The organism is [Borrelia] turdi, from assembly GCF_030439285.2.
In the GTDB taxonomy this organism is placed as follows: domain Bacteria; phylum Spirochaetota; class Spirochaetia; order Borreliales; family Borreliaceae; genus Borreliella; species Borreliella turdi.
Window position 1 is genome coordinate 1 of sequence record NZ_CP179623.1, and the last position, 25,891, is coordinate 25,891.

The window sequence follows — 25,891 nt, forward strand, 5'->3', positions numbered from 1 at the left end:
TCTTTAGAAAAAGTAAGCACAAAAATACATATGCTATTGCAAATTTAATTTCGAATTTTTTCTCTGAAAAGGAACCTTGTAAAAATTTGCATAATCTGAGATTTTACATTAATGAAAACCTAAAAAAACTAGGAATTGCCAAAAATACTAGCGATTTACAAAAGCGAATTTTTTCTAAAATATTTTTGATTGAGTGAAAATTTTTAGTGTAATTGTGAAAAATCAACTAAGTCAACTACCCAAACTCCGAATCAAATTAGAAACACTTATATACGCAATAAATCTAAAGAACAAACAATCTAGCCACTATTATCCGGAAACAATTTTTGAATAATATAACGAGCTAATTCAAAAATTGCTTCTAGACAAAGATACAATAACAGAAATTGAAATTAATACCATCAAACTAGAAAAAATGAACTTGATAACTAGATTTTACACCAGAAAGAAAGACAAGAATCTTTTGGTCTATTACAAACTCAATTACCCCGTACAAACATGTTACGCCAAAATCAGGGAATATTATGGGTAGTAATATGACTAGCTTGAACTAAATATGAGTAAAAATTCTAGTAAATTACAAAACAGAATTATATCTAAAATTTTTTTTCTTAATTAATTGTAGTAAAAAATTACTAGTAATTACTATTTGAAAAAACCAGTAATTAGCGACAAAACCAAAGGCCCTACAATAGCTATAGCAATAGGTACTAATATTATGGACACAATAGTTATTAATCTATTGCTTAAGTCAAGATTTTTAGACAACAACTGATTATTAATTTCTATTTTTTCCAGTAAAAATTGATTATTAATTTTTAATTTTTCGTCAAGATTTTGTTTCAAATTTTTTTCTACATTATCAATTTTAGCGTCTAAACTAGCTATATCTTTTTGTAAATTTTTTTCTACAGTATCAATCTTGGTATTTAAATTTTTTTCTACATTATCAATTTTAGCGTCTAAATTAGCTATATCTTTTTGTAAATTTTTTTCTACAGTATCAATTTTGGTATTTAAATTTTTTTCTACAGTAGCTATCTTAAAATCAAGACTTTCAAACTTTATGCCAAATTGTTTTTCTAAATTCTCTAAATCTCTATAGGTAAGTTCATTATGATAATACCTTTTTGATAAATCTTGTGCTATTAATTGCTCCATCCCTAGTCGCAAAAATTCTTTATATATTTGTTCTTCAGTAATGTTTGTTGTTGACACTAATTCCATAATAACTCACCTACTAAGTGTAGTATAACACAAATCAAAGGCAAATAACAGCACATTTTCAAAATCTCCTAAAGTCGCTTCGGACGCGACGACGGGGAGGGGGGAAATTAATCAGATTACCAATTTGATCTAGTCTTTCCGCCTCTTTCTGCTTAATTCTCAAAATCCACTTGGTTATAATACCTGGGGGATCCAAATCTTTAGAGTAAAACTTGAATACTTCTTTTTCTAAATCCAAAATTCGCTTATACAATTTTCTAGTAAATCTAATATTGCGCCCCCCAATCAAATAAGCTATGGTATGAACATAGAAAAACACACTACCCTTTTTGAACCTAAACTCAATGTAATAAGCTTTATTGAAAGTCTTGAATTTTTTTTTAGAAAATTTACAAACAGAAACATAGTCACTGTAAAATTTATCAAATTTGACCCTTTTGAATCCGTAAAACATCCCTAAAAACGCATCTCCATCTTTCACTGGGAACAAATTAATCCACCTTTTCTCTTTATTAAAAGAATTAATGAAATATACCGAAAGCTTATCTTTGCGAGCCTTGAAACCCTTCAAAATATTCATCAATCTTGTATGGTATATAGTTTTATCGCCAACAATCTCCTTTTTGAAAAAAGAATGATTCTCAAAAGATATCTGTTTTTTGGGAGTTACATCAACCTTTTCACTCGCTTAGAGCCTAAACTCATAAAGAACTCGTCAAAATCTTTTTCATTATAGTTTTCAAATAACGGGACAAAATTAGAACAATTCTCATTACATTCATAAATAACTCTTTTTATATCGTTTAAAACGCCATATTCAATCCCATTCAATTTCAAATCAGAAAGTGTACTATTTCTAACAAAAAAATACTTGTAACTCATTACACAAATTTCCTCTCCTTTTTTTGAAATACTACTTTGATTTAAAAATAACCTCTTACTTAATCATATGCTATGAGTAACATTTTAATATTTAAACTATTTTAAAATAAATTGTTATTTTATTTTATTTTATTTTATTTTTTTATTAATATCCAGTTTTTTAAGCTCTTCATCAATCTTTTGAATCGCATCATCCATAACTTTATTTGCTAATTCATCACTATTAGTGCCATTAATATTAGAATATGTTATATTTAAATCCAATTTTTGAATACGCTGCCAAGCTTGATATCCAATATTGCCCTGTTTTTGAACTTTATAGCCATGTGTCTCTCCATTAAAGACGAAGACACTTTGAATGGCGCAATTGAATTTGCAAAACAAGCCGGACTTAACAAAATCAAACTCCTAAAAGGTGATTCCTACTTTTACGATCAAGTAAAGCTAAACAATTTAGAAATTGAAGGCGATGACGAAGTTTACATAAGAAGTGCGGGTTTTTCTAAACATATTTTTACATCAGAAAAATCATTTAAAATCTCCGGCGTTCGGATATGCCAACAACCAATGAGCGAGCTTTACATTAATGGAGGAGATCTAAATCAAGAAGAACTTTCTCCTTATCTGGAAGACAAGAGCTTTACTCGATCTATTGATTTAGTGCTCTGCTCATCATATTCGCTCCAAGAAAATGCTAGATCATCACTCTATGTTACAGATGCAAGCTTTGTGTACATCAAAAATGTCACATTCATTTGTTCTCTAAACAAAGCACTTCATTCCAAAAAAACAAAAAAAATTCTGCTTGAAGATATTATTTTCGATTCTCCAAATCAAAGCTTTGATATAGAAGATGTTTCCTTCCAACCTAACATTAATAGATGTAACTGCTCAAGGTAGTAAAACTGCATCAATATTACTTTTACCAATATCTTGGCCTTCACAACTGATACCCTAATAAGTTATAATAGCATTATATACAGCTGTAAATTCGTTATAAATAGTGTCTAGTTTTATAGAATAATGCTTAATCTTTTTAGCAAAAATTTTAAGCTAATCACAATATTTCTCTGATCCAATCTATTGATATTTCCTTCATCTTTTTTTCAGCTTGATTTTAAATACCTTTCTCCCGATTCAAATCATTTCCCCCCGCCCTCTGTCTAATATATGACAAGACACAATAGAAAAATAAAGACATTATTACAACTAAAATATATTCTCCGATTTTACTCATAAAACACCTATATCTTTTAAAAGTAAATTACATTTCATACTATATAGTAAATAAAACTTAAAATAAACAAACATTACTTATAGAATACCAATTTGGAAAAATCTTTTTTTAATTTCTGCTAACAGTTTTTTAGCCTCTTTTTCATTTGAGTAACTATATCGAAGATAGTTGGCTGCATTTTCCAGATCATTCGCTGAATGTTCTGCCTTATTCCTTGAATCCTTAGCAAAATTATCAGCTTGATTTTTATCCCATCTATTAGCGGGCCCACCAATTTGACCTTGCTTTCTACTTTCATTGTTATGCCTTTTTCCAATTGCCTGAATTAATTGTTCTATAGATTCTTTTAAAAGAGCATTTGCATTATTCCAACTATTATCTGCAATTTGAAAATTGCTTTGTGTTTCACTCAACTTATAATTTAAATTACTAATTTCTCTCTGTATAGATGAAAAGGATTTAAATATAACTGCATTTTTTTGTTTACTTTCTTCAAATTTAGTATCCTTTATAAATGAATTCCGTTGACTATGGAATTTTTGCTGCATATCTCCAAACAAATTATAAAGTTCGTAATATTCTTTCTTAAGCTTAATAATTTCTTTGCCTATATTGGAATCACTAATGAGACTTTGTGTAGCTTTAGCCGTCTTAAAAGCTTCCTTTTCATGTTGTGTTTCTAAAAAGCTTTCTAAGTTTTCTAACTTGCTAGGCAAAGTTTTTTTACTAAGCCCTTTTGGGTTTTCAATCGGTAGAAACTTCACACTACCGCCAATAGTAGCATTGTTTAAGGAATCTTCTACGTTTTGAGCTAGTTTTGGGTTTATTGCAGCAACATCAATGTTCTTCATTAAATCTACTTTTGCTTGAGGAACCATAGCTTTCTCATCTGAGATTATAGGTTCGCTGATCTGCTGTGAGTGATTAATTATTAAATCCATACTTGAACGTCCTAAACTAATAGCATTTACATCAGCAGTAGATATATTACCTTTGGATACAGAATTATCTCTACTATCTCTACATAATTCTCTTCTGTCTTGATTTTTAGTCTTGGTTTCACCTTTCTTTAATAACTCAGCAATTTCTATACTTCTATCTTTAATAATTCCCCAATCACAACTAATCATTAAAATTGAAACTACTGAAATATAGAAAACTTTATTGCTCATATAACTCTCCTTCAACTTCAAACATATAATACATTATATACAAATATAATATAAAATCTTGATTTTACTTTATCATATTGATTAAAATGTGTTAACTAATGTTTAAAGGGATATCCTTAAACAATTTGAATAGCAATATAGAAAAACTAAAAATATTGAAGATAAAGTGGTTCTTCTTTATAAATAGTAGAAAAACTTCTGAAAATTTGTAAAAAAAAGACAATGCTTGATAAAATGAAAACTGAAATTGATAAAGCAAGCTCTGATCTTGGCATAGCCATGCTAACACAGTTTGTTACAGCCTTAAGGCTGTAGCCTTTATCTATAAAATGCTAATTAAAATATTTTTATCTTTCAAAATTGCTATTATCAGATTTATTAATTGTACGTCTCAAGTCCCTAAAAATAAAAATATTAAAAACTCCAACTTAAACATATTGATCTCCTGCCAAATAAAGAATTCCATCTTCTATTCTATAAAGTTTATTAGCTAAATTTTTTTAATTGTAATCATAAGAAACAAAAATTCCAATCACATCCTTATCTCTAAGATATTTTTTATTAAAGTATAAGCAAAAATAGCTGTTTCGCTGTCCAAATTACTAGTTGTTTTATCTCCAATTATCACTACGGGATCATAAACAAAAATCCTTGCTATTCCCTCCTTTATCTTTGCCCTCCAGACATATATCTAGATTTTTGCCAAAAACCTTAAAAGATCGAAAAATTCTACCGATTTTGGGGCTATAAATTATTTAAGAAAATTTCTTTTGTTTTTAAAGTTGGCATTGATTAAAATAAAAAAAATATCATTTGGGGAGTGTTGAATCATTTGGGGTTTTGTTGAATTTAATAATATTTGAGTGATTTTAGTTTGATGTTTTTCATAAATTTGTTTTAAGTTATATATGGTTATAATGGCATATGGGGGGTGATGTAAAGGAGTTATTATGAGAGGAAATATTGATCTGGATAAAAACTGTTAATAATAGGTATAAAATTGGGCAATAGATTGTATATGTAAATAAGAATATTTCACTTTATTTAAGAGCAAGGGGGTATAGTTTGGATTTCAGGGATCTGCAGTAATGGTAGACTATTTTGATGAATTTGCTTTCTGGAGTAGGCTTGCTTGACACATGAGAAATATGTTTTAATTCAACAATTTTAAATTTAATAGATAAAAAAAGATAAAATTTTATTTAAGAGGTATGATATAGGGGTGATATTTCGGCATTTTGAACTTATATCAAGTCTTACAGGCTTTGATAATATTTTATTACCATTAAGATTTTTCGAAAAAAGTTCAAGCGGGTAAAGGCAAAAATGGCCAACCACACACTAAAATATAAAGAAAATTTCCTTTATACAACTAAAAATTCTTGTTTCATGCCATATCTAATATCTGCAGACAATATGTTTATTGTTAAAAAAATTAAGAATTATAAATTATATTACAAGGATAGTTGGTAAATTTTTTACTAAAATAGATTTCTATCAATCTATTTTAGTAATTAACAGCTTTGTTATTTAAAAATTTATTATTTCTATTAAATTCTTTATACTATTATCTAAATCTTTATTACAATATGATAATAATTTTTTAAAATTTTTGATTGTTTTGACATTTTAATATAATCAAATTATAGGAAGTAATTATATTTGTTTTGCTATATTAAATAATAAAGTTTTTCATAAAATCTTAGATCAAAGTGGTTTTGATTAATATAATTGATAATGGGATACTTTTATTTTCTAGCCAGTTCCAATCTTTTTATCTGTTTTGTTTTCAATAATCGCAAACAAACTGAAAGTAATATTAATATAGAAAGATCCTGAAACTGAAATGAAACTTCAAAAGCCGAACAAAAAACAATACCTTAAAATTACTGGTAACACAAAATAACTTTTTTGGGAAATTTAGATAGTCTTTGAAATATGGAGATTAAATTTTATAAAAATAGTTTTAAGCAAGAAAAAAACATTTTGAAAAAATGTAATTAGAAAACATTAAATCTTAATTTTTCTGATTATGGAAACTATGAATTTGATATGACTTTAAATGAAATCAAAACATTTTAACTAATTAACCAAAATCAAAAGAATTCTCCATTTATAATTTAACTGCAAAGACTTATAAATTTAGGTGAAAATGTATTTTCCACCTAAATAGCATATAAAGGAAATCATAAAGTGGGGAAGCAACAGTAAAGAGTTGCGATTACGGATCCTTCATTATTGGATGATACAGCTTATAGAATCTAAAAAGCTGTTATGGAGAGAATTCAGGAGCTATTTCTATGATTTTATTTAGAAATAATAATTCACTAAATATTAATCCAAATAATAAGAAACGGTTGTAACAACCCTTAATATTTTTTTTGGATAATGCTCTTGGGCACCCAAGCTTCTATCAATGGGAAGAAATTCAAAATATCCTTGATTTGCATTTTTAATTTTACCTAATTTTGAACTTGAATGTTTTGCAAATTCTAAAGCTGCCAATTTTGCATTTCTAATTGAATCTGCTAACATTTCGGGTTTTATATCATTAATATTGTCAAAGTAATATCTTGGCCCCCCACTATTACTAATCAATATGCCTTGATTATAAAGCTCAGCAATATTTTTTTCTGCAGCTTCCATTTTCTCGATATTCTTTGTATGAACATTTAAAGATGCATATGCTCTATATTTATAAATAGATTGTTTATAATTTTCTTCATTAAATTCCATAAATCCCATTTTTATATTATCTTCGCTAAATCCATGTTTTAAAAAAAAATTTTTAATCCTAGACAAGCTTAAATTATTTGCTTTATTAACATCATTAATAGTATTGCCAATCAAGCTATATCTTAACTCCCAACTAGAAGATGTTGATAAAATTTCTCTTTCACTAAGACCCTTAACTGTAATATAATTTTCATTTTTAATACCAATATTTTTTATTCCGTGAGAAATTATAATTGATGATATAAACAAAAGTGAAGCAAATAACAATAAATATATTTCTTTTCTCCTAAACATAGATTATCTCTCTCCTATTATGTTTAAATTGATGCATTTAAATTTATTCTAACATATTACTTGATATTAATAAATCCTAAGACATTTTGGTAGATCAAAATCTTATAGATTAAAATATAAAAATTTATTTTCTCAACTTTTAAATAAAGATTACAAAGAATTTTCCACCTATCTATAATTTATATTAAATTTAGGGAGATATGAATTCGAAAGTCAATTTATTATTTTTGAATACATATTTTTGATAATATCAGTAGAAATTTCCCTAGTAGATAACAAAACATTTTGCATTTATTTGCAAAACAAATAAATGCTTTAAAACAGTGTCCTAAAGCTTATAAGAAAAAACATTTTATCTATTTAATCAAATATTATTGGAAACCTTATTTTTAGTCTAGAAAAAAAATATAGTAATAGAAGATCATATATGATAGAGATATAAATTAAACTATGAATATTAAAAATTATTATAAAAAAATCAAAAATCTTTTATGCATAAAATATTAGAACTTGGTCAAAATCTACTTAAAATTTTTTAATGAAATTAGAATCAATTGTTTGCAAGAGCTAGCAATCTTCCAAGTTATTAGAACTTTAACTTGACCAAACTTGACTGGTATTGGTTTTTTGTTCTAGTATTAAGAATATTTAGCATTGAAAATGTATAAAGTTATTTAACGTCTTATCAATGCTTAAACTTCTCTTACTCTTCCCAAGAATTTGGAAATAGATAAAAAATTGTGTCGATTGTAATTCTTATTAATATAAGAGTTAGAGATCCATTTATAAGTCCTTTTACCATTACTTCAGAGTAAAATTTCAATAATCCGATTTTTTTAAGATATGTAGCTTGTCAAGCCCAACTAAGAATTCAGAAATTAGTCTTGATAGAGGATTAACTATCCATAAATATATTGTCTTTACTTAAAATAAAGACAATATATTTAATAACATAACAATACATTAATATATTGAAATAAAAAAATCAAATATGTTCCAATCAATATTGTTGCTATGTACTCAAAATTATAAAACATTATTTTTAAATGAATTGCCAATTAATCTGATTTGCTATGATTAAATATTAATACAAATTGACTCATGATAGTAAAGATCATTTTTAGTAAAAAAACAATGTTCTCAAATCTATTACTTCTTTCTTGTTATATTCTTATGTTATTAAATTTAAAGAGAATAGTATTGATAAAAATAATTCCTGATGTATTTATTAAATGTATTTCAAATGCTTTTATTTGTTTAGTACAACAATATTTGATATTACTGAAAGTACTACATTAAAGAAAAAAACCTAATTTTTCCAAAAAATTGATAGGGAATTCTTAAGCTTATGTACATAAAAATCACCATTCCTGTCCACAAACTCAAATCAAATTAAGTCATTAACCATGATAAATTATATCAGATTAATGCTTATATACAATATTGAATTGATGTTTTGATAATTTTAAACAAAAAAGAAAAAGAATGCTACACCTATAATCTAATTGTAAAAGCTTTAAAATCCAATCAAAGATAAATTTTTAACTATAATAATAATTTTAGATTTATGGTTGCATTTATATTTTTATCATAAAAGCTCCATAATTAAACACTAATTTAATTTAATTGATATTTACAGAACAATTGCCAAACTTCTCGAAAAAAAGAGAGCAAAAATATTGCTTACACAATACCACACAATGTGATATAAAAATGATTAATGAAGTGGATTTAATCCAAACTAAACTAAAAAAATTTAGAAAAGACAAAATTGGATAGGAAAGCATAGCGCATTACATAAAAAACACAGAGCTTGTAATCACATATAAAGAGATAGTTTGAGAATATTTTGTCAAATTTATTGAAGAAAGGCCAAAAAATAGATAAATGATTATTAGACTAACCAAAAAAATATTTTAAAGGACTCTTTATGCCTAATCAAAGATGATAAAAATATTACAAATGCGGGTTAAGAACAAACATATAACGAGCTTATAAAATTAGGAAGGGATAAAACAATAGCAAATGATTTATCTAAAAAACATTGCCAAAATGAACTTGCCTATAAAGATTTATAAAATTTAGAAAAACAATTTGTTATAAAGTTTTATAATCTTATTTCTAATATTTATAGGGGATGGTGTTAAAAGTGTACTTAAAAAGTGTACTTAATTTTAAGACGACTGCCAGTGTTAAAAAGAATTTACATGCCAAAATAGACAGTTTAGATACTAGGATTGATTATCTAGAAAAGAATCTGTCTGCTTTGACACAATATCTTTAAAAAAGAGATGTCTGGTTTGGCACAAGATACAAAAAAGAAATACAAATTACGAGATAATTTATTGCAGAACAACTAAAAGCGAAAAACAGAATAAAAATTCTATTCCCATCGGTAGTAATCCCATTATATCTACAATAACAACTATTGTTTATTTCTAATTACTGGGCTTTTCAAATATAAATTATAAAAAATCCTCGATACATAATTTATGATAATTTATAATTTTTAAAATGGTGCCCTTAAAAACAGGAATTCAATAATAATTATTTATCAAATAAATAGAAGTATTAATCAGTTAACGATAAATTGCTTATTTAAAGACACTAATGAAATATTTACTATTTAATATTCTAATTTTTGCAAATATTAATCTTTATGTTAACTTTTTAAATAATTTAACCCCAAAAGAATACCCTGGGTTTAAATTTATTAAAAATACTTTAAAAACAGATAAAGATCTAAACTTTGGGAAAAATGACTTTTTTAAAAAAATAATATTTTTATTAAAATTGAATACAATGAAGATCTGATTGCCAAATTATTTAATGATCTTGGCTAGGAAAAAACTAAAATATATTTAAACACCTCATATAAAATGCTAAGTCTCACTGAAGGAAAAAGGAAAAAAATTAACAAGATTTTATACGTATGATAGTATATTTTACTATTTATAAGCAACTAAGACCTAAAGCTAAAGAATTTTATGATAATAGCCTGTTATTATTTGGGTTCTATACTTTTCTTATAAAAGAAGAGAATATTTTTTCCTTAGTTCTTAAATATATAATTATGCTAAATGCCCTATTTTGATCCCTATAAACTAGCAATATTTTTAAAAATGGAATTTATAATTACAAGAATAACCTTTATTGTTACTCAACATATTGTAGTAGAAATGAGAAAAAGGAATAAGAATTAAAATCATCAATATATTATTTTGCTTGTTTTTGTTCATACTAAACAGATGCAATGCTAATGATAATAACACCTTTAAGGAAAATAATAAATCCAACAGGCCCAAGCAAGCAAAAAGTAGGGGACAATGTAATTCTAACTAAGAAAAAGCCAAGTCTCCTGAAAAAATTCTTAAAGACAAACTATCTGATAATCAAAAAACACAACTTGCCTGATTAAAAGAAGCCTTAAAGCAAGCCGGATAATTTGATAAATTTTTATAATATGATAAATTCAAAATAAAAACAGTACTTGACCACATAAAAACTGAACCTAGTAAGTGTACTTAACAAGACGCAAATAAACAAAGAAAACGTTTTTAAAGAAATGGTCAAGGATATGCCCTTCAAGGTGACATAGATAATTTTATAACTAGTACAAGTAGTACGTGCTATAATCCCCCCCAAGCGATATAGCAGTCTCCTTGTTGTGGGGGGGCTTTACTATGTAAATATATTACTATGGCTCAAATATATAATCAAATTGTTTTTCTTCTTTTAGCGAGCAAAAGAATTTTAATAGACTAATGCCATAAAAACAGGCTGCCTAAATAGCATAAACATTTCAAAATTATTTAAATCATCTAATCTATTGTTTTTCTTAAAATAGTCTTTTATAAGACCCTGTCCAATAGTCTACGCTCTTAAGCTTAGGATTCTAAATCCTCTATAGCTTTATTTACCAATTCATTTCTTTTTAAGCTTTTCTTCAATCTTTTTAAGTACATCATGTTAACTACCATTTCTAAATCAAAGATTATAGAAGCAGCAGTTAACCTAAAAGTTCTTGATGATGTTATCACTATTGACAAGATAAAGAAATCGGGTTTACCAATGTATTTAAACAGATTAAAAGGCAAATTACAACTTATAATTTAAATGATACAGATGATAAGCTGGGGAATTATAGTGATAATTTTGGGGTTACTATTAGGGTACTAATTAAAAATGTGGATTTATATAAATTTGGTAAAAAAGTAGTAAAAGAACCGGCTTTTTATTATAAAGTCTTTATAAATGCATTTTATATAATTAAAATCAATAATTTATTTTTTATTTTTTTATCTTTTGTAATTTTCATATTCAATTATCAAATCTGATAAGATTTCTTTTTTAGTGAAAAAAGTATTTTCAAAATAAAATATATTCTTTTGGCATCTTCTTTACAAAATTTATAAACTTCTTTATTTTTTATAAAAATCTTAATAAAGATGTTTTTACTATCTCTTTCACTCAAATTATCTTCTTTTATGCCTGATAAATTTTTTTTATATAACAAACATACGCCTTATAAAGTAAATCTTCTACATCCTTAAATGTGTTTCTATTTTTTATAAAATGATTTTCTATAATAGAAATAGAATAGCTTTTATTTCAAAAATATCTAATATTATCTAATATCAATTAATAGGTACTATAAAATACTTAAGCTTTCTACAGAAAATCTTTCTACTTGGAATGAAATTATGATATAATGCAACATTTAAAGAATTTTTTAAAATAAAGCCCAAATTAGGCAGGAGTATCAAGTAAAATATAATCAAAATTATAATTTGAAATATTTTTATTTAAATGATGCTCTAAAATAACATCTTTATAATTTAAAACTTCCAAATTAAAATTTTCTAAAACAGGATGAGATGGGATTATAGAAATATAATCATTAATTTTATTTATACATTGATCAAAATAAAGATCTTTTTTAAAGATACTGTAAACAGTATCTTTCTCAAGATTAAAATATTTTTACTAAAATGAGAGCCTAAAAAGTTATGTGGATCTAGGTCAATCAATACGTACCTTTTTATTCAAATCTTTTTAGCATACAAGAAAAAAATATTGACAATGTAGTTTTGACTATCCCCCCCCCCCTTAGAGCTTGAAATTGTTACAACATTTAATTTTTTGTATCCATTTATTCATTATTCCTTATTCTTTTATTTTTTTTATTTTAAAATTCATACAACATTCTTTCTATTTTTTGTATGTTTTAATGTAACCCGATAATATTCTGTGTCTTTTCTCTTTTATTAAGAATGTCCATAAAGACCGCACATAAAACTTCATAGATCCTTCTTTAAATCTATCCCCTACATAATATGATTTATTGGCTGCATATCTTTTATTGTTGCTGCCTATAATAAAAAAAGTTTTTCAAGGTTATCCCAACCGTATTTTATGCCCAAAAATTTATCAACTTCTCTTAGTGGAAATAAATTGAAAAAATTCCATCTCCCCCAATCATTAAATTTTTGAAAAGTTATTCTAAATCTCTTTTTAGTGATCCCCAGAGTTAATGAACTTCTTAAAGATTACAGCGTGATATATTTTTTTATTATCTTTTTCCTCTCTTCTATTAAAAAGAATTCTTTTTTTTATATTATTTTTACGATTTTTAAATTTTTCTAAAAAATTGTTCAAGCGTTCTTCCTTTTGTAAATAGCTAGATAATCAATTAATGTTTTGTTTTGATTTAGCTTTCACTTAAGAAGTATAAAGTGTTTTTAAACTCTCCTACAAGTTTAAAAAAGTATGTTTAGTACAGAAAATCTTGTCTCATAAAATGACTTTTGTTTTTATATTTTTTAAAATTTTTTGAGTAAAATTCTTTGCTGTCTTCCGTTTGATAATCGTATTTTAAATAATTTTTAAAATTTTTGTAGTTTAGAAATGCGTTTTAAGAGTTTTTCTGGTTGTTTGGCATTTGCGGTTATAATTCTTATTTTTTTGTTAATTTTCTATAAAAATTTTAAGGCGTGAAATATTATTTTTATAATCTTTGATTTTAAATAGTAGTTAACAAGGGGGTTGAATATTATTAAATTTTATGAATATAATATAAAACATAAACACTTAAGGAGATAATAAAATGAATTTAAATTTATCTAACCATAAATACCAACCTAAAGTCAAAAAATTACTTCCGAAAAACGAACGTCTAAAAAAAATAGTTAGTATAATAAATTATTTAAATAATAAGTTTGAAGACGTGTACGGAATAAGTATTCACAAAGTTTATTTTATGAATGAAAAAACAAAAGAACTTAACATTTTTCATCAGACAGATATATTAAATATACTAAATTCATTCTTAAGAAAATTAGAGTATAAAGATACTACACTTCGAACTCTAAGAGAAGATCTAAGGCTTTTAATTCGCAACCATATTATAGAAAGGAAAATATTAGCTTTCCAAAATAATATAAATCAATTTAAGGGTAAGCTTTGTATATATAAGGTAAAGAGTAATGCACATGGCTTAATCGATTCTTATTTTTCTAGTGTCAAAATAGAGTTAATTACCAAGATAAAAATAGAAAAAGACTCTTTAAAACCTAAAAATGTCACTAAAAATGTCACTAAAAATGTCACTATATATAAAAAAATATATAAATATAAAAATATAAATAAGAATTCTAAGAAATCTTATTTCAAAAAAACTAAAGAACTGGAAAAAAATCTGGATAAAGAAAAAATAAAAAAAATAAAGGATATCCTAAAATATACTAAAAACCCACAAAAATCATTTGAAAATACTATTCTAAACAATAAAGACTTCAGAAATCACCTAAAAAACGATTATGAAATAAAAGACATAGACAACTTTTTTATTAAAAAACTATTAAAATACAAAAACAAAATCCACTTTATGCAAATCAAAGCAACATATGAAACAGACTTCTACAAGCTTGTAGGAGAATTTAAGGATACTCATACCTCTAAATGGAAACTAAATCAAAACAACTCTACAATTGATTATTTAGTAAATTACGTAAGGAAAAAAATTTGAACAATATAACAGAAAAATTAAAAGAAAGAAAAAAATATGTAGAAAATATAGAAAGCAATAAAAACAATAAACAAAAAAACACTTTCAACAGAGTAGAAGAAATAAATGATAGAAAAATTTACTATACAAAAATATTTGAACACCTAATTGATTTTAGAGTTGTTAATAAAGGATTAAGATTAACTTTTCAAAAACACAATGATATTGGAAAATTTAGTTTTTTCAATCTTTTCTCATTAAACGAAAATGATAAATTTTTGGGAATAAAATATGGTTGGGATAATCTTGAAAAACCGTTTTTCTTAAAAAAAGAAAATAATAAGATTTATGCAATAAAAAAATTTTATTATATAGAATTTAAATTTAAAAAAGGCTCTATTAAGTGCTATGTTCAATCTTTAAGAACATTGCTAAGGAAAAAAGAAAAAGAAAATACTGAATATTATAGATTTAATCTAGAACATTTAAAAAAAATGGAAAAAATAGTATACGATTTTTACAACAAAAAACTATCAGAAAACAGGATTATAGATAGATGGATACAAAAAAACCAAATATTATAACAATGGTAAGTCTTAAGGGAGGTGTTGGTAAAAGTACGTTATCAATACTTTTTTCTTATATACTTAAAGATTTAAATAAAAAAACATTATTAATTGACCTTGACTCACAAAATTCTCTAAGTTCATATTTTAAAAAATATATTAATAATATTGAAAAAAATAATATTTATAACCTTTTAAAAGGAGAAATTTATTTTTCTAGATGTATAAATAAAATTAACGACAATATCTACTTCATTCCAGCACATCCTGTTTTGGATAAATTAAATTTTGAAAATATAAACTATAAAGGCTCTCTTTTAACACATCATATAAATAAAAACATTTCAAACCATAATTTTGATTATATTTTAATAGACACTTCTCCCAGTTTTGATTTTCTTTTAAAGAATGCTCTTAACATTACAAATTATATAATAATTCCAGTTCAAGTTGAAAGATTGGCAATAGAAAGTTTAGAAATATTAATAGATAAAATTACGTCGAGAATTCAAAGCTTTAAAAGCAGTAATTACAATATTTCTATTGTTGAAAATCAATTTATTAGAAATAGAAATACTATGAAAGACTTCGAGAAAGTATTATACAAGGAATATGGAGAATACATTAAGGGTAAAATTCATTATTCCAATAATATAAAAATTTTTATGAATGATCTTGTAGAGCCTTCTCCAAGAGGAAAATATTATAAGGAAGCAGAAATTGCATTAAAAAATATGCTTAGTATATAATAATTGTATTATATACCAAATTTCGTTCGGGTACCCGAACGAAATTAAAATTAGAAGAGAAAGGAAAATGAACAAAAAAGAACCCTTATTAAACAGTAGGATTAAAACTAAAAATTCTTTAAATAAAGAATTAATAAGCAGTTTGTCAAGCTTAAACAATAATCAAGATAAAAATCTAACAATCTACAACGAATTAAAAGAACAATTAAAATTAAATTTGCAAGATGATATTAATAATAAAATTCAAAGAATGAAAATTTTATATGAAATTAAAGAGAAAAAACTTTATAAATATGATGGTTTTAAAAGTTTTGAACAGTTTATTAAATCTTTTTTAATAGCAAAAACTCAAGCTTATATGTATTTAAAAGTTTATGAAAAAGTTTTAAAAGGCGATGTTTCTATAGATAAGATTAAAGAAATAGGATTTACCAGTGTTTATCAATATTTACAAAAAAATGATTTATATGACATGAGTCAAAAATATGTAAATAAAAATAATAATGAAAATATACCTATCAGAATTTTAATAAAAAATAAAGATCTATATAATTTTTGTAAAGAAGATACAAAAAGAGTTTCTTTTATACTAGAAGAGCTTTTTGAAAATAAAAAAAACATTTTATTAGAATTTATATCTAAATATGAAAAAATAAAAAAAGAAAAAAATAAATAATTTATCTTGATTTAAATTGTTATAATGTGATAACCTTAACTTAGGTTAGAAAATATTATCTTTCCTGTAAGTGTCATGATAGACCTGCCCAGTAAAAGGGCTTTTTTTGTGTATATATACCAGATCGTGAACTATTATTATTTATAATTTTGATTTATAAGGAATAGTTCGCTCAACACTGACCCTCTTTTTCAAAAATTTTCATTTTTTAATGCTAAATAATTTTCAAAAGATTTTTATCTTTATTTTTATAAAGATAAATCCATTTTTAATAAAAATAAAAGGGGTTTATTATGTACCACATTAAGCAGTTAGCTTTATTGAGCGCAGCTTACATGAAGTGCCGAAAAAAGAATTTGCCCAAGAAAAAGGTTTTGCTACCAAAGATACAGTTACAGTGCTAAGGTTTGCAACTAGTACTGTGACATTTTTACGTAAAGCTATTAAGGAAATATTAAAAAAATTTCAATAGAATTTGGAAAACAACAAAACTGCATAACTAATCATATTTTAAAAAGTTAAAAGAAGGGCTTTTGGGGATTGTTACTAATAATAAATATCTTGATAACATCATATTTAGCGTTTTCTTATTAAGTAAAAAGCTTGTTTTTATAGCATAATTAATGGCTTTTTAAACAGGTTTAAGTTCTACTGGTGTAGAATAGCTTAAACCTGTTTTGAGCATTATTTAGTATTTTTAATTTTTATCTTCTAAAAAAAAAGATAAAGAGGATGTTTATGCCTTTATCTAGAAAAACAAGAGTTTATAGAGCTAAGTATAAGGGCAAAGAGATTAAAATGAGCACAGGAATAAATAGTTTTTAAATTTTAGGCTTAAGAAAAATTTAGATTCTAAAAATAGCTCAGCTTTTTCCCTTCATTGTTTGTAGAGCTATTAAGTGTGTTTGCTTATTCTTATCAAGGCAAGGAATACAATTTATTAATATTGGAATTTTTATCTTCTGTATAGAAGAGATTGTTATTAAAGTAAAAAAAACTTCTCGAATTAAAATTTGTAAAAAATCAGATAATTTATGAAAGGATTTTTTTTGATAAAAATTCTATTAGAAGGTTAAAAATTGATTTTGATAAACTTTTTATTAAGTTTAATGGATCAAAGCATAAATGCTCCAAATAAAAGACTTATCTTGTGGAGGTGCTTTAGTGATTGCTTATTTTGATTATGGGGATGTAAGAAAGATACAATTGGTTTGATTTTTAGTTTTGAATTTATGGATAAAGAGATTTTTTATTAAAGGCAAATCAAAAAGTTTAAGCGTTATTTCCGATGCTTAATGGAAAGGCTTTTGAGTTAGTGTTAAAACACCCCTTCTCACATATTTATAGTCCCAAAATAATTTCTACTATAGTTATGCTTTTCATTTTTTATTCACATATTTATTAATAGTGAAATACAAAGTTAGCGCAATATAATAAAAGCAAAACATACACAAAATGTTGTTAGTTTTAGAAATCATAATCTTTGTTTATTTGTCAATTGATTCTTCAGCGAAATAAAAATTATTTTACAATTAATAGATGGCAATCATCTCAAAGTATTCTTTCTATTTCTTTCTTCACTTTAAAATATTGTTAATCAATAGTGGATATGAATATAACAACATTATACTCATATCCTTCTTCACAAGAATATTTAATATCTGGAGGATATAAAACTCTTATTCATAAATACAGCCAATAAACTTCCCTTTTAAATTTATTATTCTGAGTATTTTTTACCCTATCAAATAATTTAACCAATTCTTTAAATCTACCAGAACCTAAATCTAAAAAGAATTTACTAAAATGCTTCTCATTATAGTCACAAAATAGAGTGTGTCACAACTATCACTATGTTTTAAACTATGGAGAGCCTTTTTTACATTACTCAGCAAACGATTTTCAGCCACATATATTTTAAATCAGAAAATATGCCTTCAGTAATAATCTCATCAGAACCCATATCGCAACTTTACAAATTCTTAAAAATTTTAATATCTGAATCTAGATTAACATACAAATAGCAATCCCATGACGCCAATGTTACCATACAGCCCATCCAAGCCCTCATATATATATGTATATCCCTGCCTATCTTGTTACTAAAAAATCTGCAAATATACAAGTTTATCTAAATACTATTTTTACTAAACTTAAAAAGCGCTACTAAGATAAATTTCTCTAGATCAAATAAACATAATGCGCAAATTTATATTGACTTTATCTTTTTTCGAGAATTGTTAAACATCAAATCGTTATATTGATTTATGGAAATTAAATATTTAAATAATATTCTTATAAAATTAATTTATAATTATTATGCATAAAAATTAAATAATAATAATGATTTTAATAAAATTAAAATTTATTGTATTAAAAATACGTACAAAAGGATTCTAAGCCCGAATATTTGCTTCTGTAAAAGTTAGTTCAAATTGGAATGTTTTGCGCTCAAATTAACACCTTTAGTCGATTTTTTAATCCTGTTGTTATATCTTCCATTATTAATTTTTACTTATTTATTTATTTTTGTTTTAAAAAGCTCAAAATATTATGAAACTTTTGGCAATGAAAACATAATTGTTATTATTCCAATAATCTATATTTAATACAATATAAATACAATATAATATTGTATTTATATTGTATTAAAATCTATACTATATGTAGTATAGATAACATTATATTAAGTATTAGATTATAGATTTTAATTGAGGAGCATATTTATGAAATATAATATAATTGCAAGCATCTTTGTTTTTCTATTTTTGAATGCTTGTAATCCAAATTTAAACACCAATCAAGAAGACGTAAAGTCTAAATCAGAAATAAATCCAAATCAAGAAGAAGGCCCTAATGAAAGAACAAAAAATACACTGCTTTATGATTTAATAAATTTAATAGAAACAGCTAACTTGGATAGAGAAAAATATGTAAAAAAAAATGGAAGAAGAACCTTCGGATCAATATGGAATGTTGGTTTTCGGAGAAGTTAATTGATCCCCAACTGAATATGTAAGCGGTAATAGCAAGAGATCTATTAGACTTAGAAGAAGAGTTTATGATATCTTAAGTACTATTGATACTAATAAATTAAAGGCGTTTTCAAAAATGATAATATTATCAGCACAAACATTAGGGCTGCTTAGCATCCTTAATTTATTTGGAGGTACTTTAGACGACGTAATTATTCGCCCATATTCCCAAAAAGATACTCTAGGCTTACTAGCCATTTCTAGTTTAGAGAAGCTTAAAAATTCGTTTGAAAAATTATTATCTATAAAACAATCGTCTCAAAAATGTTACACCAACTTTTATTAGATTATCAAAATAATAAAAGTCTTATAAAAACAGATAGAATTAACCTTGAATCTCATGCAAACACACTTGTCAATCAAATTGTAGAAAAAAACAAAGAAGCAGAAAAGCTAAAAAATAATATATTTTCAATACATTAAACCTTTAAACTATTTAAAATTGTAATAATGTAAAAGCCTATCTTTTATTAAAGATAGGCTAGATTACAGGCCTTAAAGAAATGAATTAAAAATTTTATTTTTCTGTTTTGCATTGCTTTTAAATATATACAAAAGCCATTCATTAATTCTTGGAATGTGTATTGATATCTTGTTTAGTTTTTTTATTTTTTTGCAATTTTTTTAGTATTTAAAACTAAGTTAACAGTTTTTTAAAATTGATTATTGTCAATATTTTTTAACATTTTTTACTTCTATAAATGAGTAATAAGAACAGCTTTTGTCAACTTTTTGAAAAACCTGATTTGTAAAAAATCTAAAACATAGCTTGATTTTTAATTTTGAATTATAAGCTAGTTATTGACATTTTTAAAGAAAATATACGTTATTAGCAATAATAGTATATTATTTGACTATTTGATACTTTATAAAAATTTTAACAATTATAAATTTGATAAAATATAAACACATTGTCTCAAATAATTTAATTATTTATTACTTATTTCGAAAGGGGTGTTTTAGTTGCATATTTTAGCATGGAAAGTGAAGTGAATACTAATGTAGCATGCAAATTTAATTATAAAAGCAGGAACTCTATGCCTAGTAAGCAAATTGGTGTTAACCAAGAACAAAGAAAAGATAGGTTTCTATTGCTATAGAATTTTTTAAAGAAAAGTAGCTTTTTATAAAAAATTGGGCAAATGAACTTCTAATAAAAGACAATATAAATTCAATTGTTAAAGAAATAGCCTCTTGAGAGACTTCAGTATATTTTATAAATTTTAGTTTAGCTTTTATTTTAAATTCTTTTTAAGCTCATCTAATGGGATTGCGTATGAATTGCTTTTTCCTAAAAATGTAATGTATTGAGAATTATTAATAGTTTCTATTTTTGTTACTATTTTTTTGCTTATAGGATTGTCTCCTTCTTGATAGCCATAATAGTTAATGCTAGTAACTTATTATATAGCTATCAAGAAGGAGGCAGTCCAGTAATCTAAGCGCTTAAGAGACCAGAGTTCTCCATAAAATGCCTGAATAAATCAGCCTTATTATTGCTAACGCCTATTTCTTTTTTCTTTAACAATTGAATTTATATTGTCTTTTATTAGAAGTTCATTTGCCCAATTTTTTATAAAAAGCTACTTTTCTTTAAAAAATTCTATAGCAATAGAAACCTATCTTTTCTTTGTTCTTGGTTAACACCAATTTGCTTACTAGGCATAGAGTTCCTGCTTTTATAATTAAATTTGCATGCTACATTAGTATTCACTTCACTTTCCATGCTAAAATATGCAACTAAAACACCCCTTTCGAAATAAGTAATAAATAATTAAATTATTTGAGACAATGTGTTTATATTTTATCAAATTTATAATTGTTAAAATTTTTATAAAGTATCAAATAGTCAAATAATATACTATTATTGCTAATAACGTATATTTTCTTTAAAAATGTCAATAACTAGCTTATAATTCAAAATTAAAAATCAAGCTATGTTTTAGATTTTTTACAAATCAGGTTTTTCAAAAAGTTGACAAAAGCTGTTCTTATTACTCATTTATAGAAGTAAAAAATGTTAAAAAATATTGACAATAATCAATTTTAAAAAACTGTTAACTTAGTTTTAAATACTAAAAAAATTGCAAAAAAATAAAAAAACTAAACAAGATATCAATACACATTCCAAGAATTAATGAATGGCTTTTGTATATATTTAAAAGCAATGCAAAACAGAAAAATAAAATTTTTAATTCATTTCTTTAAGGCCTGTAATCTAGCCTATCTTTAATAAAAGATAGGCTTTTACATTATTACAATTTTAAATAGTTTAAAGGTTTAATGTATTGAAAATATATTATTTTTTAGCTTTTCTGCTTCTTTGTTTTTTTCTACAATTTGATTGACAAGTGTGTTTGCATGAGATTCAAGGTTAATTCTATTTGTTTTTATAAGACTTTTATTATTTTGATAATCTAATAAAAGTTGGTGTAACATTTTTGAGACGATTTTTTTTATAGATAATAATTTTTCAAACGAATTTTTAAGCTTCTCTAAACTCGAAGTGGCTAGTGTGTATAGAGTATCTTTTTTGGAAGATAGTCGAATAATTACGTCGTCTAAAGTACCTCCAAATAAATTAAGGATGTTAAGTAGGCCTTGTATTTGTCCTGATAATATTATCATTTTTGAAAACGCCTTTAATTTATTAGTATCAATAGTACTTAAGATATCATAAACTCTTCTTCTATATCTAATAGATCTCTCGCTATTATCGGATACCATTTCACCAGGTGATGATCCCCAACCCAATTGTTTGAAAACCAACATTCCATATTGATCCGAAGGTTCTTCTTCCATTTTTTTTACATATTTTTCTCTATCCAAGTTAGCTGTTTCTATTAAATTTATTAAATCATAAAGCAGTGTGTTTTTTGTTCTTTCATTAGGGCCTTCTTCTTGATTTGGTTTTTTTTCTTGATTTAAGATTGCTGCTGTTTTGGGTTTTAATTTCTTTTTATTGGATTTCAGTTCTTTTGATTTATGTTTTATGTCTTTTTGATTGGTGTTAAAATCTGGGTTGCAAGCATTTAAAAACAGAAAAACAAATATGCTTGCAATTATATTATATTTCATAAATATGCTCCTCAATTAAAATCTACAATTTAATATTAAATATAATTCAATATTAAATATAATACAATATTAAATATAATATTGTATTATATTGTATTAAATATAGATTATTGGAATAATAACAATTATGTTTCCATTGCCAGAAGCTTTATAATATTTTAAGATTTTTTAAAAATATATTTTGATATAATTTTGATTAAATTTTTTTATTAATTTTAAGGTCTTAACAAATGATAAAAAGGAACAAATCAATATTGTGTTTGAAAAACAAAAATAAGCAATATAAGTAAAAATTAATAATAACAACAAGGTTGAAAAAATCGACTAAAGGTGTTAACTTGAGCGCAAAACATTCCAATTTGAATGAACTTAGACAGAACCAAATATTAAGACTTATAATTCTTTTGTAGGTATTTTTAATACAATAAAATTTAATTTTATTAGAATTATTATTATCATTATCATTTAATTTTTATGCATGTATTTATAAATTTATTTTATAAAGATTTTATTTAAATATTTAATTTCTATAAATCAATATAATGATTTGGTATTTAACAATTCTTGAGAAAAGATAAAGTTGGTATAAGTTTGCACATTATGTTTATTCGTTCTAGAGAAATCTATCTTATCAGAGCTTTTTAAGCTTAGTAAAAGCATAGTATTTAGATAGACTTATTATTTTACGGGTTATTTTGGTAGTAGTATAGGTAAGGGTATATATGAGAGCTTTGGTTGGAGCTTGTATGATAATATTAGTTTTATTGGGTTGTTATTTATATGCTAAGCAGGATTAATATGTTAAAAATTTTTTCAAGAATTTGAGAAGTTACGAAATGGATTTTGATGAGTTTATTGTTGAAGGCATATTTTCTAATTTAGAATATATGTGGATAAACATCGTTTGCTAAGTGATGCAGAAAAGGCCCTACATAAGTTTTAAAACATGGTGGTAGTTGTGATATGCGCTATTGCGTGGCTATAATGAGAAGCACGTTAGTAAATTCTTTTTAGATTTAGGTTATGAATGTCTAAAGAATTGATTAAGTTGTTTGATAGGCTGCAGAATAATAAATTTAAAGGGGTAAAGGGGAGTTTGTTGGCTGTATTTATGTATAAGGGATTTATATCCTCCAGATTTTAAGTATTCTTGTGAAGAAGGGCTTTCAAAATTGTCAGATGAAGTTAGGACTTACTATATACGAAGAAAGTTTTATTCATCTTTGAATTATAACGAAAAATTAATAAGAGTTTTTGGTAAAATTTTTGTATTTTAGTCTTGTTGCTATTTTTTTAAAAAAATTCAAAAAATTATTTATTTGATTTATACAAAAATTGAAATTTTTAGACTTTGCTATATTCAATTCGGAATTGAATATTTTTATTAATAGATTTTTAAAATAAAAAGAAATCAAAAATAGTATTAATTTATCATTAAATCTTAGGGAAAATATGATGTTATTATTGTTAGATGTACTTAAAGAATATGTTGTTCAATTAAAGGAAAATTTGAGGGAAAAGAAACCAGAACATAGTCATAGAGTTTATTTAAAAAATTTGTTTGATAGAATTAAACCCGATGATGGCAGCATTATTCAATGCAAACCAAAAGAAAGTAAAGAAACGCTTAGGCCCCCCGCCCCCCCCCTGACTACTTAATCGAAAAAACCGGAATTATAGTGGGGTATATTAAGGTTGAGGATCCCGGTCAAGATCTATATAAAATTCTTGAAAGCCCTCAAATTAAAAGGTATAAAAAATTATCAAAAAATATTTTACTTACAAAGTATATTGAATTTATTTTGATAAAAGGTGGTGTTGTTACTTTAAGAGAATCTTTAATGGATTTAAAAGATTTGGAAAAGGAAAAAATTGAAATTGATACAATAAAGCTAAATAAAGTTGTTGGTATTTTGGATAATTTCTTTTTAGCTGTTGCTGAAAAAATTAAAAACATTAAAGTTTTAACTAGTATTGCTTGCTAGTAAAACTAGAATACTAAGAGAACTTATAAAAGAAAATTTAGAACTTAATTTAGATGAGGAAAATATTGATAATATAGAACTCAAATTTAAAAAACCAAATATTTTAAAATAGTTATAAGGGGATGTTTGTTATTTTGAGTAACTTGCCAATGATTTCATCTACATTAGATTTAGGGGTTTTTGAGCTTATATAAGTTTATAGATTTTTTTACAGTTTTATCTAGTTCTGCTTTTTGTGATTTGGATTCTAATTTTTCTATCCTTTTTTCAATTTCTTCCAATTTTTTTGTTGTTTTTTGTAGATTGATTGTTAGAAATTTAAATTTCTCTATAATATTGGGCTTTATTATAGTGTATACAATGAATATTGTAATTAAGTATATTAGCATAGTTGTACCCAAAGCACCAATAATAAAGGTTATCATTGTATCGTTATTGAATATTAGAACTTTGTTCATATTGTTCAAGCTCCATCTTATTATATAGATTATAAATATATAGCATTAATCATACATTTAGCTTTCTTACATGAAAAATTTCTTTATAAAACAATACTTATTATATAGAAAGTATATAAAAAAAGGGTATAGAGAATAATTGCCCTGATAAAGGGAGGCATATTCGGTTTGCTGACCATAAGACATGATCAACTTATTATTAAACTTACATTTTCTAATTTTAGGATAAAAATTTAAATAGTACCTTTATTTTTCTATTTTTTTAGAAAAAAAATAAGTTAATCCAGGATAGCTAGTTAAAGAAGCAATGGAAAGATTTTGCCATCCCGGATAATTGTTTTTAATTTATAACTTATAAAAGTTCTACAAATTAATAAAAAAAACGTTATTTATTATATATATATATATATCATAAATAGATCTTTTTCATCTTGATTTACAAATAATTTCAATATTACAATCTCTTTGAGCGTATGTATTGAAAAATATGAGATCTATTAAAATTCTGAAAACAACCATAGATAAATTATTGGCAACTTGGTATATGATCAAGAACTGAGATATTCAATAAACATTAGAATTAAAAGCTTGATTCAAATAAATTTATTAATACAGTAATTTTAAATTCAAAAATTTACCTATCGGCTAGGGCACCAGCAATCATTTCAGGGGCACTTTTATTATTTTTAGCTTTTTGTCAGTAGTTTTTTATAAAAACACAACTAGACATAAATAAACCGCTAAAAGGTAGTTTTAATTTAGGTAGTCAATATACTAATAATAATAAATA

20 protein-coding genes and 7 pseudogenes are annotated in these 25,891 nt (G+C 24.7%); 13 read left to right on the forward strand and 14 right to left on the reverse strand.

What is annotated here, in order from left to right:
* A pseudogene (locus QIA31_RS05510) lies at positions 1 to 197 on the forward strand (hypothetical protein); the annotation flags it as partial.
* A gap of 448 nt (positions 198 to 645) precedes the next feature.
* Here QIA31_RS05510 and bdr read toward each other — a convergent pair.
* From bdr to QIA31_RS05530, 4 genes are all read right to left on the reverse strand, one after another.
* Positions 646 to 1,227 (reverse strand): Bdr family repetitive protein, encoded by a 582-nt coding sequence (gene bdr / locus QIA31_RS05515; RefSeq protein WP_418905397.1) that lies wholly within the window; start codon positions 1,225 to 1,227, stop codon positions 646 to 648.
* Between the two features lie 58 nt (positions 1,228 to 1,285).
* Positions 1,286 to 1,807, reverse strand: coding sequence for a DUF226 domain-containing protein (locus QIA31_RS05520; RefSeq protein WP_418905398.1), 522 nt, complete (start codon positions 1,805 to 1,807; stop codon positions 1,286 to 1,288).
* A gap of 86 nt (positions 1,808 to 1,893) precedes the next feature.
* Entirely contained in the window at positions 1,894 to 2,109 is a 216-nt protein-coding gene (locus QIA31_RS05525; protein ID WP_418905399.1) for a P52 family lipoprotein, read from the reverse strand.
* Between the two features lie 129 nt (positions 2,110 to 2,238).
* A complete protein-coding gene (locus tag QIA31_RS05530) occupies positions 2,239 to 2,373 on the reverse strand; it encodes a hypothetical protein (protein ID WP_418905400.1) in 135 nt (44 codons plus the stop codon).
* A gap of 75 nt (positions 2,374 to 2,448) precedes the next feature.
* Here QIA31_RS05530 and QIA31_RS05535 point away from each other — a divergent pair.
* Positions 2,449 to 3,025 (forward strand): annotated as a pseudogene (locus tag QIA31_RS05535) (right-handed parallel beta-helix repeat-containing protein); the annotation flags it as partial.
* Positions 3,026 to 3,063: 38 nt separating this feature from the next.
* Here the strand turns inward: QIA31_RS05535 and QIA31_RS05540 are convergent.
* From QIA31_RS05540 to QIA31_RS05555, 4 genes and pseudogenes are all read right to left on the reverse strand, one after another.
* The gene (locus QIA31_RS05540) at positions 3,064 to 3,156 is read right to left on the reverse strand and encodes a hypothetical protein (protein WP_418905414.1); all 93 of its coding nucleotides are present in this window, start codon (positions 3,154 to 3,156) and stop codon (positions 3,064 to 3,066) included.
* A 267-nt stretch (positions 3,157 to 3,423) separates the two neighbouring features.
* Positions 3,424 to 4,518: a hypothetical protein gene (locus QIA31_RS05545; protein WP_418905401.1), complete on the reverse strand. Its 1,095-nt coding sequence runs from the start codon at positions 4,516 to 4,518 to the stop codon at positions 3,424 to 3,426.
* Positions 4,519 to 6,852: 2,334 nt separating this feature from the next.
* Positions 6,853 to 7,548, reverse strand: coding sequence for an SIMPL domain-containing protein (locus QIA31_RS05550; protein WP_418905402.1), 696 nt, complete (start codon positions 7,546 to 7,548; stop codon positions 6,853 to 6,855).
* 703 nt (positions 7,549 to 8,251) lie between these two features.
* Positions 8,252 to 8,916: pseudogene (locus QIA31_RS05555) on the reverse strand (VUT family protein).
* 650 nt (positions 8,917 to 9,566) lie between these two features.
* Here QIA31_RS05555 and QIA31_RS05560 point away from each other — a divergent pair.
* Positions 9,567 to 9,626, forward strand: a complete 60-nt coding sequence (locus QIA31_RS05560) for a hypothetical protein (RefSeq protein ID WP_418905415.1) — start codon at positions 9,567 to 9,569, stop codon at positions 9,624 to 9,626.
* 532 nt (positions 9,627 to 10,158) lie between these two features.
* Entirely contained in the window at positions 10,159 to 10,362 is a 204-nt protein-coding gene (locus tag QIA31_RS05565; RefSeq protein ID WP_418905403.1) for a hypothetical protein, read from the forward strand.
* Between the two features lie 1,513 nt (positions 10,363 to 11,875).
* On the opposite strand, the gene QIA31_RS05570 is transcribed toward QIA31_RS05565, so the two are convergent.
* Both QIA31_RS05570 and QIA31_RS05575 read right to left on the reverse strand, forming a co-directional pair.
* Complete coding sequence (locus QIA31_RS05570; protein ID WP_418905404.1) at positions 11,876 to 12,064, reverse strand: plasmid partition family protein; 189 nt, start codon at positions 12,062 to 12,064, stop codon at positions 11,876 to 11,878.
* A 695-nt stretch (positions 12,065 to 12,759) separates the two neighbouring features.
* Positions 12,760 to 13,076: pseudogene (locus tag QIA31_RS05575) on the reverse strand (DUF226 domain-containing protein).
* A 578-nt stretch (positions 13,077 to 13,654) separates the two neighbouring features.
* Here QIA31_RS05575 and QIA31_RS05580 point away from each other — a divergent pair.
* The 5 genes and pseudogenes from QIA31_RS05580 to QIA31_RS05600 all read left to right on the forward strand — a co-directional run.
* Complete coding sequence (locus tag QIA31_RS05580) at positions 13,655 to 14,575, forward strand: plasmid maintenance protein (protein ID WP_418905405.1); 921 nt, start codon at positions 13,655 to 13,657, stop codon at positions 14,573 to 14,575.
* Positions 14,572 to 15,138, forward strand: a complete 567-nt coding sequence (locus tag QIA31_RS05585) for a DUF226 domain-containing protein (RefSeq protein ID WP_418905406.1) — start codon at positions 14,572 to 14,574, stop codon at positions 15,136 to 15,138. The genes QIA31_RS05580 and QIA31_RS05585 overlap by 4 nt, the downstream gene beginning before the upstream one ends.
* Positions 15,111 to 15,869, forward strand: coding sequence for a ParA family protein (locus QIA31_RS05590; protein WP_418905407.1), 759 nt, complete (start codon positions 15,111 to 15,113; stop codon positions 15,867 to 15,869). The genes QIA31_RS05585 and QIA31_RS05590 overlap by 28 nt, the downstream gene beginning before the upstream one ends.
* 67 nt (positions 15,870 to 15,936) lie before the next feature.
* Positions 15,937 to 16,545 carry a chromosome replication/partitioning protein gene (locus tag QIA31_RS05595; protein ID WP_418905408.1) on the forward strand — a complete coding sequence of 203 codons (609 nt, stop codon included), beginning with the start codon at positions 15,937 to 15,939 and terminating at the stop codon, positions 16,543 to 16,545.
* 738 nt (positions 16,546 to 17,283) lie between these two features.
* Positions 17,284 to 17,860 (forward strand): annotated as a pseudogene (locus QIA31_RS05600) (PilZ domain-containing protein); the annotation flags it as partial.
* A gap of 368 nt (positions 17,861 to 18,228) precedes the next feature.
* Here QIA31_RS05600 and QIA31_RS05605 read toward each other — a convergent pair.
* Positions 18,229 to 18,312 (reverse strand): annotated as a pseudogene (locus tag QIA31_RS05605) (P52 family lipoprotein); the annotation flags it as partial.
* A gap of 959 nt (positions 18,313 to 19,271) precedes the next feature.
* On the opposite strand from QIA31_RS05605, the pseudogene QIA31_RS05610 reads away from it, so the two are divergent.
* Positions 19,272 to 20,003 (forward strand): annotated as a pseudogene (locus QIA31_RS05610) (virulence associated lipoprotein).
* Positions 20,004 to 20,815: 812 nt separating this feature from the next.
* Here the strand turns inward: QIA31_RS05610 and QIA31_RS05615 are convergent.
* Positions 20,816 to 20,971, reverse strand: a complete 156-nt coding sequence (locus QIA31_RS05615) for an Erp family outer-surface lipoprotein (protein ID WP_418905416.1) — start codon at positions 20,969 to 20,971, stop codon at positions 20,816 to 20,818.
* 889 nt (positions 20,972 to 21,860) lie between these two features.
* Positions 21,861 to 22,658, reverse strand: a complete 798-nt coding sequence (locus QIA31_RS05620) for a virulence associated lipoprotein (RefSeq protein ID WP_418905409.1) — start codon at positions 22,656 to 22,658, stop codon at positions 21,861 to 21,863.
* Positions 22,659 to 24,113: 1,455 nt separating this feature from the next.
* On the opposite strand from QIA31_RS05620, the gene QIA31_RS05625 reads away from it, so the two are divergent.
* From QIA31_RS05625 to QIA31_RS05635, 3 genes are read left to right on the forward strand one after another with little or no spacing between them, the layout of a single operon-like run.
* Positions 24,114 to 24,317, forward strand: coding sequence for a hypothetical protein (locus tag QIA31_RS05625; protein ID WP_418905410.1), 204 nt, complete (start codon positions 24,114 to 24,116; stop codon positions 24,315 to 24,317).
* Positions 24,318 to 24,337: 20 nt separating this feature from the next.
* Positions 24,338 to 24,643, forward strand: coding sequence for a hypothetical protein (locus QIA31_RS05630; protein WP_418905411.1), 306 nt, complete (start codon positions 24,338 to 24,340; stop codon positions 24,641 to 24,643).
* Positions 24,633 to 24,755 carry a hypothetical protein gene (locus QIA31_RS05635; protein ID WP_418905412.1) on the forward strand — a complete coding sequence of 41 codons (123 nt, stop codon included), beginning with the start codon at positions 24,633 to 24,635 and terminating at the stop codon, positions 24,753 to 24,755. The genes QIA31_RS05630 and QIA31_RS05635 overlap by 11 nt, the downstream gene beginning before the upstream one ends.
* A gap of 58 nt (positions 24,756 to 24,813) precedes the next feature.
* Here QIA31_RS05635 and QIA31_RS05640 read toward each other — a convergent pair whose 3' ends face one another.
* The gene (locus QIA31_RS05640) at positions 24,814 to 25,101 is read right to left on the reverse strand and encodes a hypothetical protein (protein ID WP_418905413.1); all 288 of its coding nucleotides are present in this window, start codon (positions 25,099 to 25,101) and stop codon (positions 24,814 to 24,816) included.
* Between the last annotated feature and the right edge of the window lie 790 nt (positions 25,102 to 25,891).

What these genes read in the sequence shown, in the direction of transcription:
- bdr (WP_418905397.1), bottom strand. Translation starts at nt 1,227, where the DNA reads ATGGAATTAGTGTCAACAACAAACATTACTGAAGAACAAATATATAAA.
- QIA31_RS05520 (WP_418905398.1), bottom strand. Translation starts at nt 1,807, where the DNA reads ATGAATATTTTGAAGGGTTTCAAGGCTCGCAAAGATAAGCTTTCGGTA.
- QIA31_RS05525 (WP_418905399.1), bottom strand. Translation starts at nt 2,109, where the DNA reads ATGAGTTACAAGTATTTTTTTGTTAGAAATAGTACACTTTCTGATTTG.
- QIA31_RS05545 (WP_418905401.1), bottom strand. Translation starts at nt 4,518, where the DNA reads ATGAGCAATAAAGTTTTCTATATTTCAGTAGTTTCAATTTTAATGATT.
- QIA31_RS05550 (WP_418905402.1), bottom strand. Translation starts at nt 7,548, where the DNA reads ATGTTTAGGAGAAAAGAAATATATTTATTGTTATTTGCTTCACTTTTG.
- QIA31_RS05565 (WP_418905403.1), top strand. Translation starts at nt 10,159, where the DNA reads ATGAAATATTTACTATTTAATATTCTAATTTTTGCAAATATTAATCTT.
- QIA31_RS05580 (WP_418905405.1), top strand. Translation starts at nt 13,655, where the DNA reads ATGAATTTAAATTTATCTAACCATAAATACCAACCTAAAGTCAAAAAA.
- QIA31_RS05590 (WP_418905407.1), top strand. Translation starts at nt 15,111, where the DNA reads ATGGATACAAAAAAACCAAATATTATAACAATGGTAAGTCTTAAGGGA.
- QIA31_RS05595 (WP_418905408.1), top strand. Translation starts at nt 15,937, where the DNA reads ATGAACAAAAAAGAACCCTTATTAAACAGTAGGATTAAAACTAAAAAT.
- QIA31_RS05620 (WP_418905409.1), bottom strand. Translation starts at nt 22,658, where the DNA reads ATGAAATATAATATAATTGCAAGCATATTTGTTTTTCTGTTTTTAAAT.
- QIA31_RS05625 (WP_418905410.1), top strand. Translation starts at nt 24,114, where the DNA reads ATGTTATTATTGTTAGATGTACTTAAAGAATATGTTGTTCAATTAAAG.
- QIA31_RS05640 (WP_418905413.1), bottom strand. Translation starts at nt 25,101, where the DNA reads ATGAACAAAGTTCTAATATTCAATAACGATACAATGATAACCTTTATT.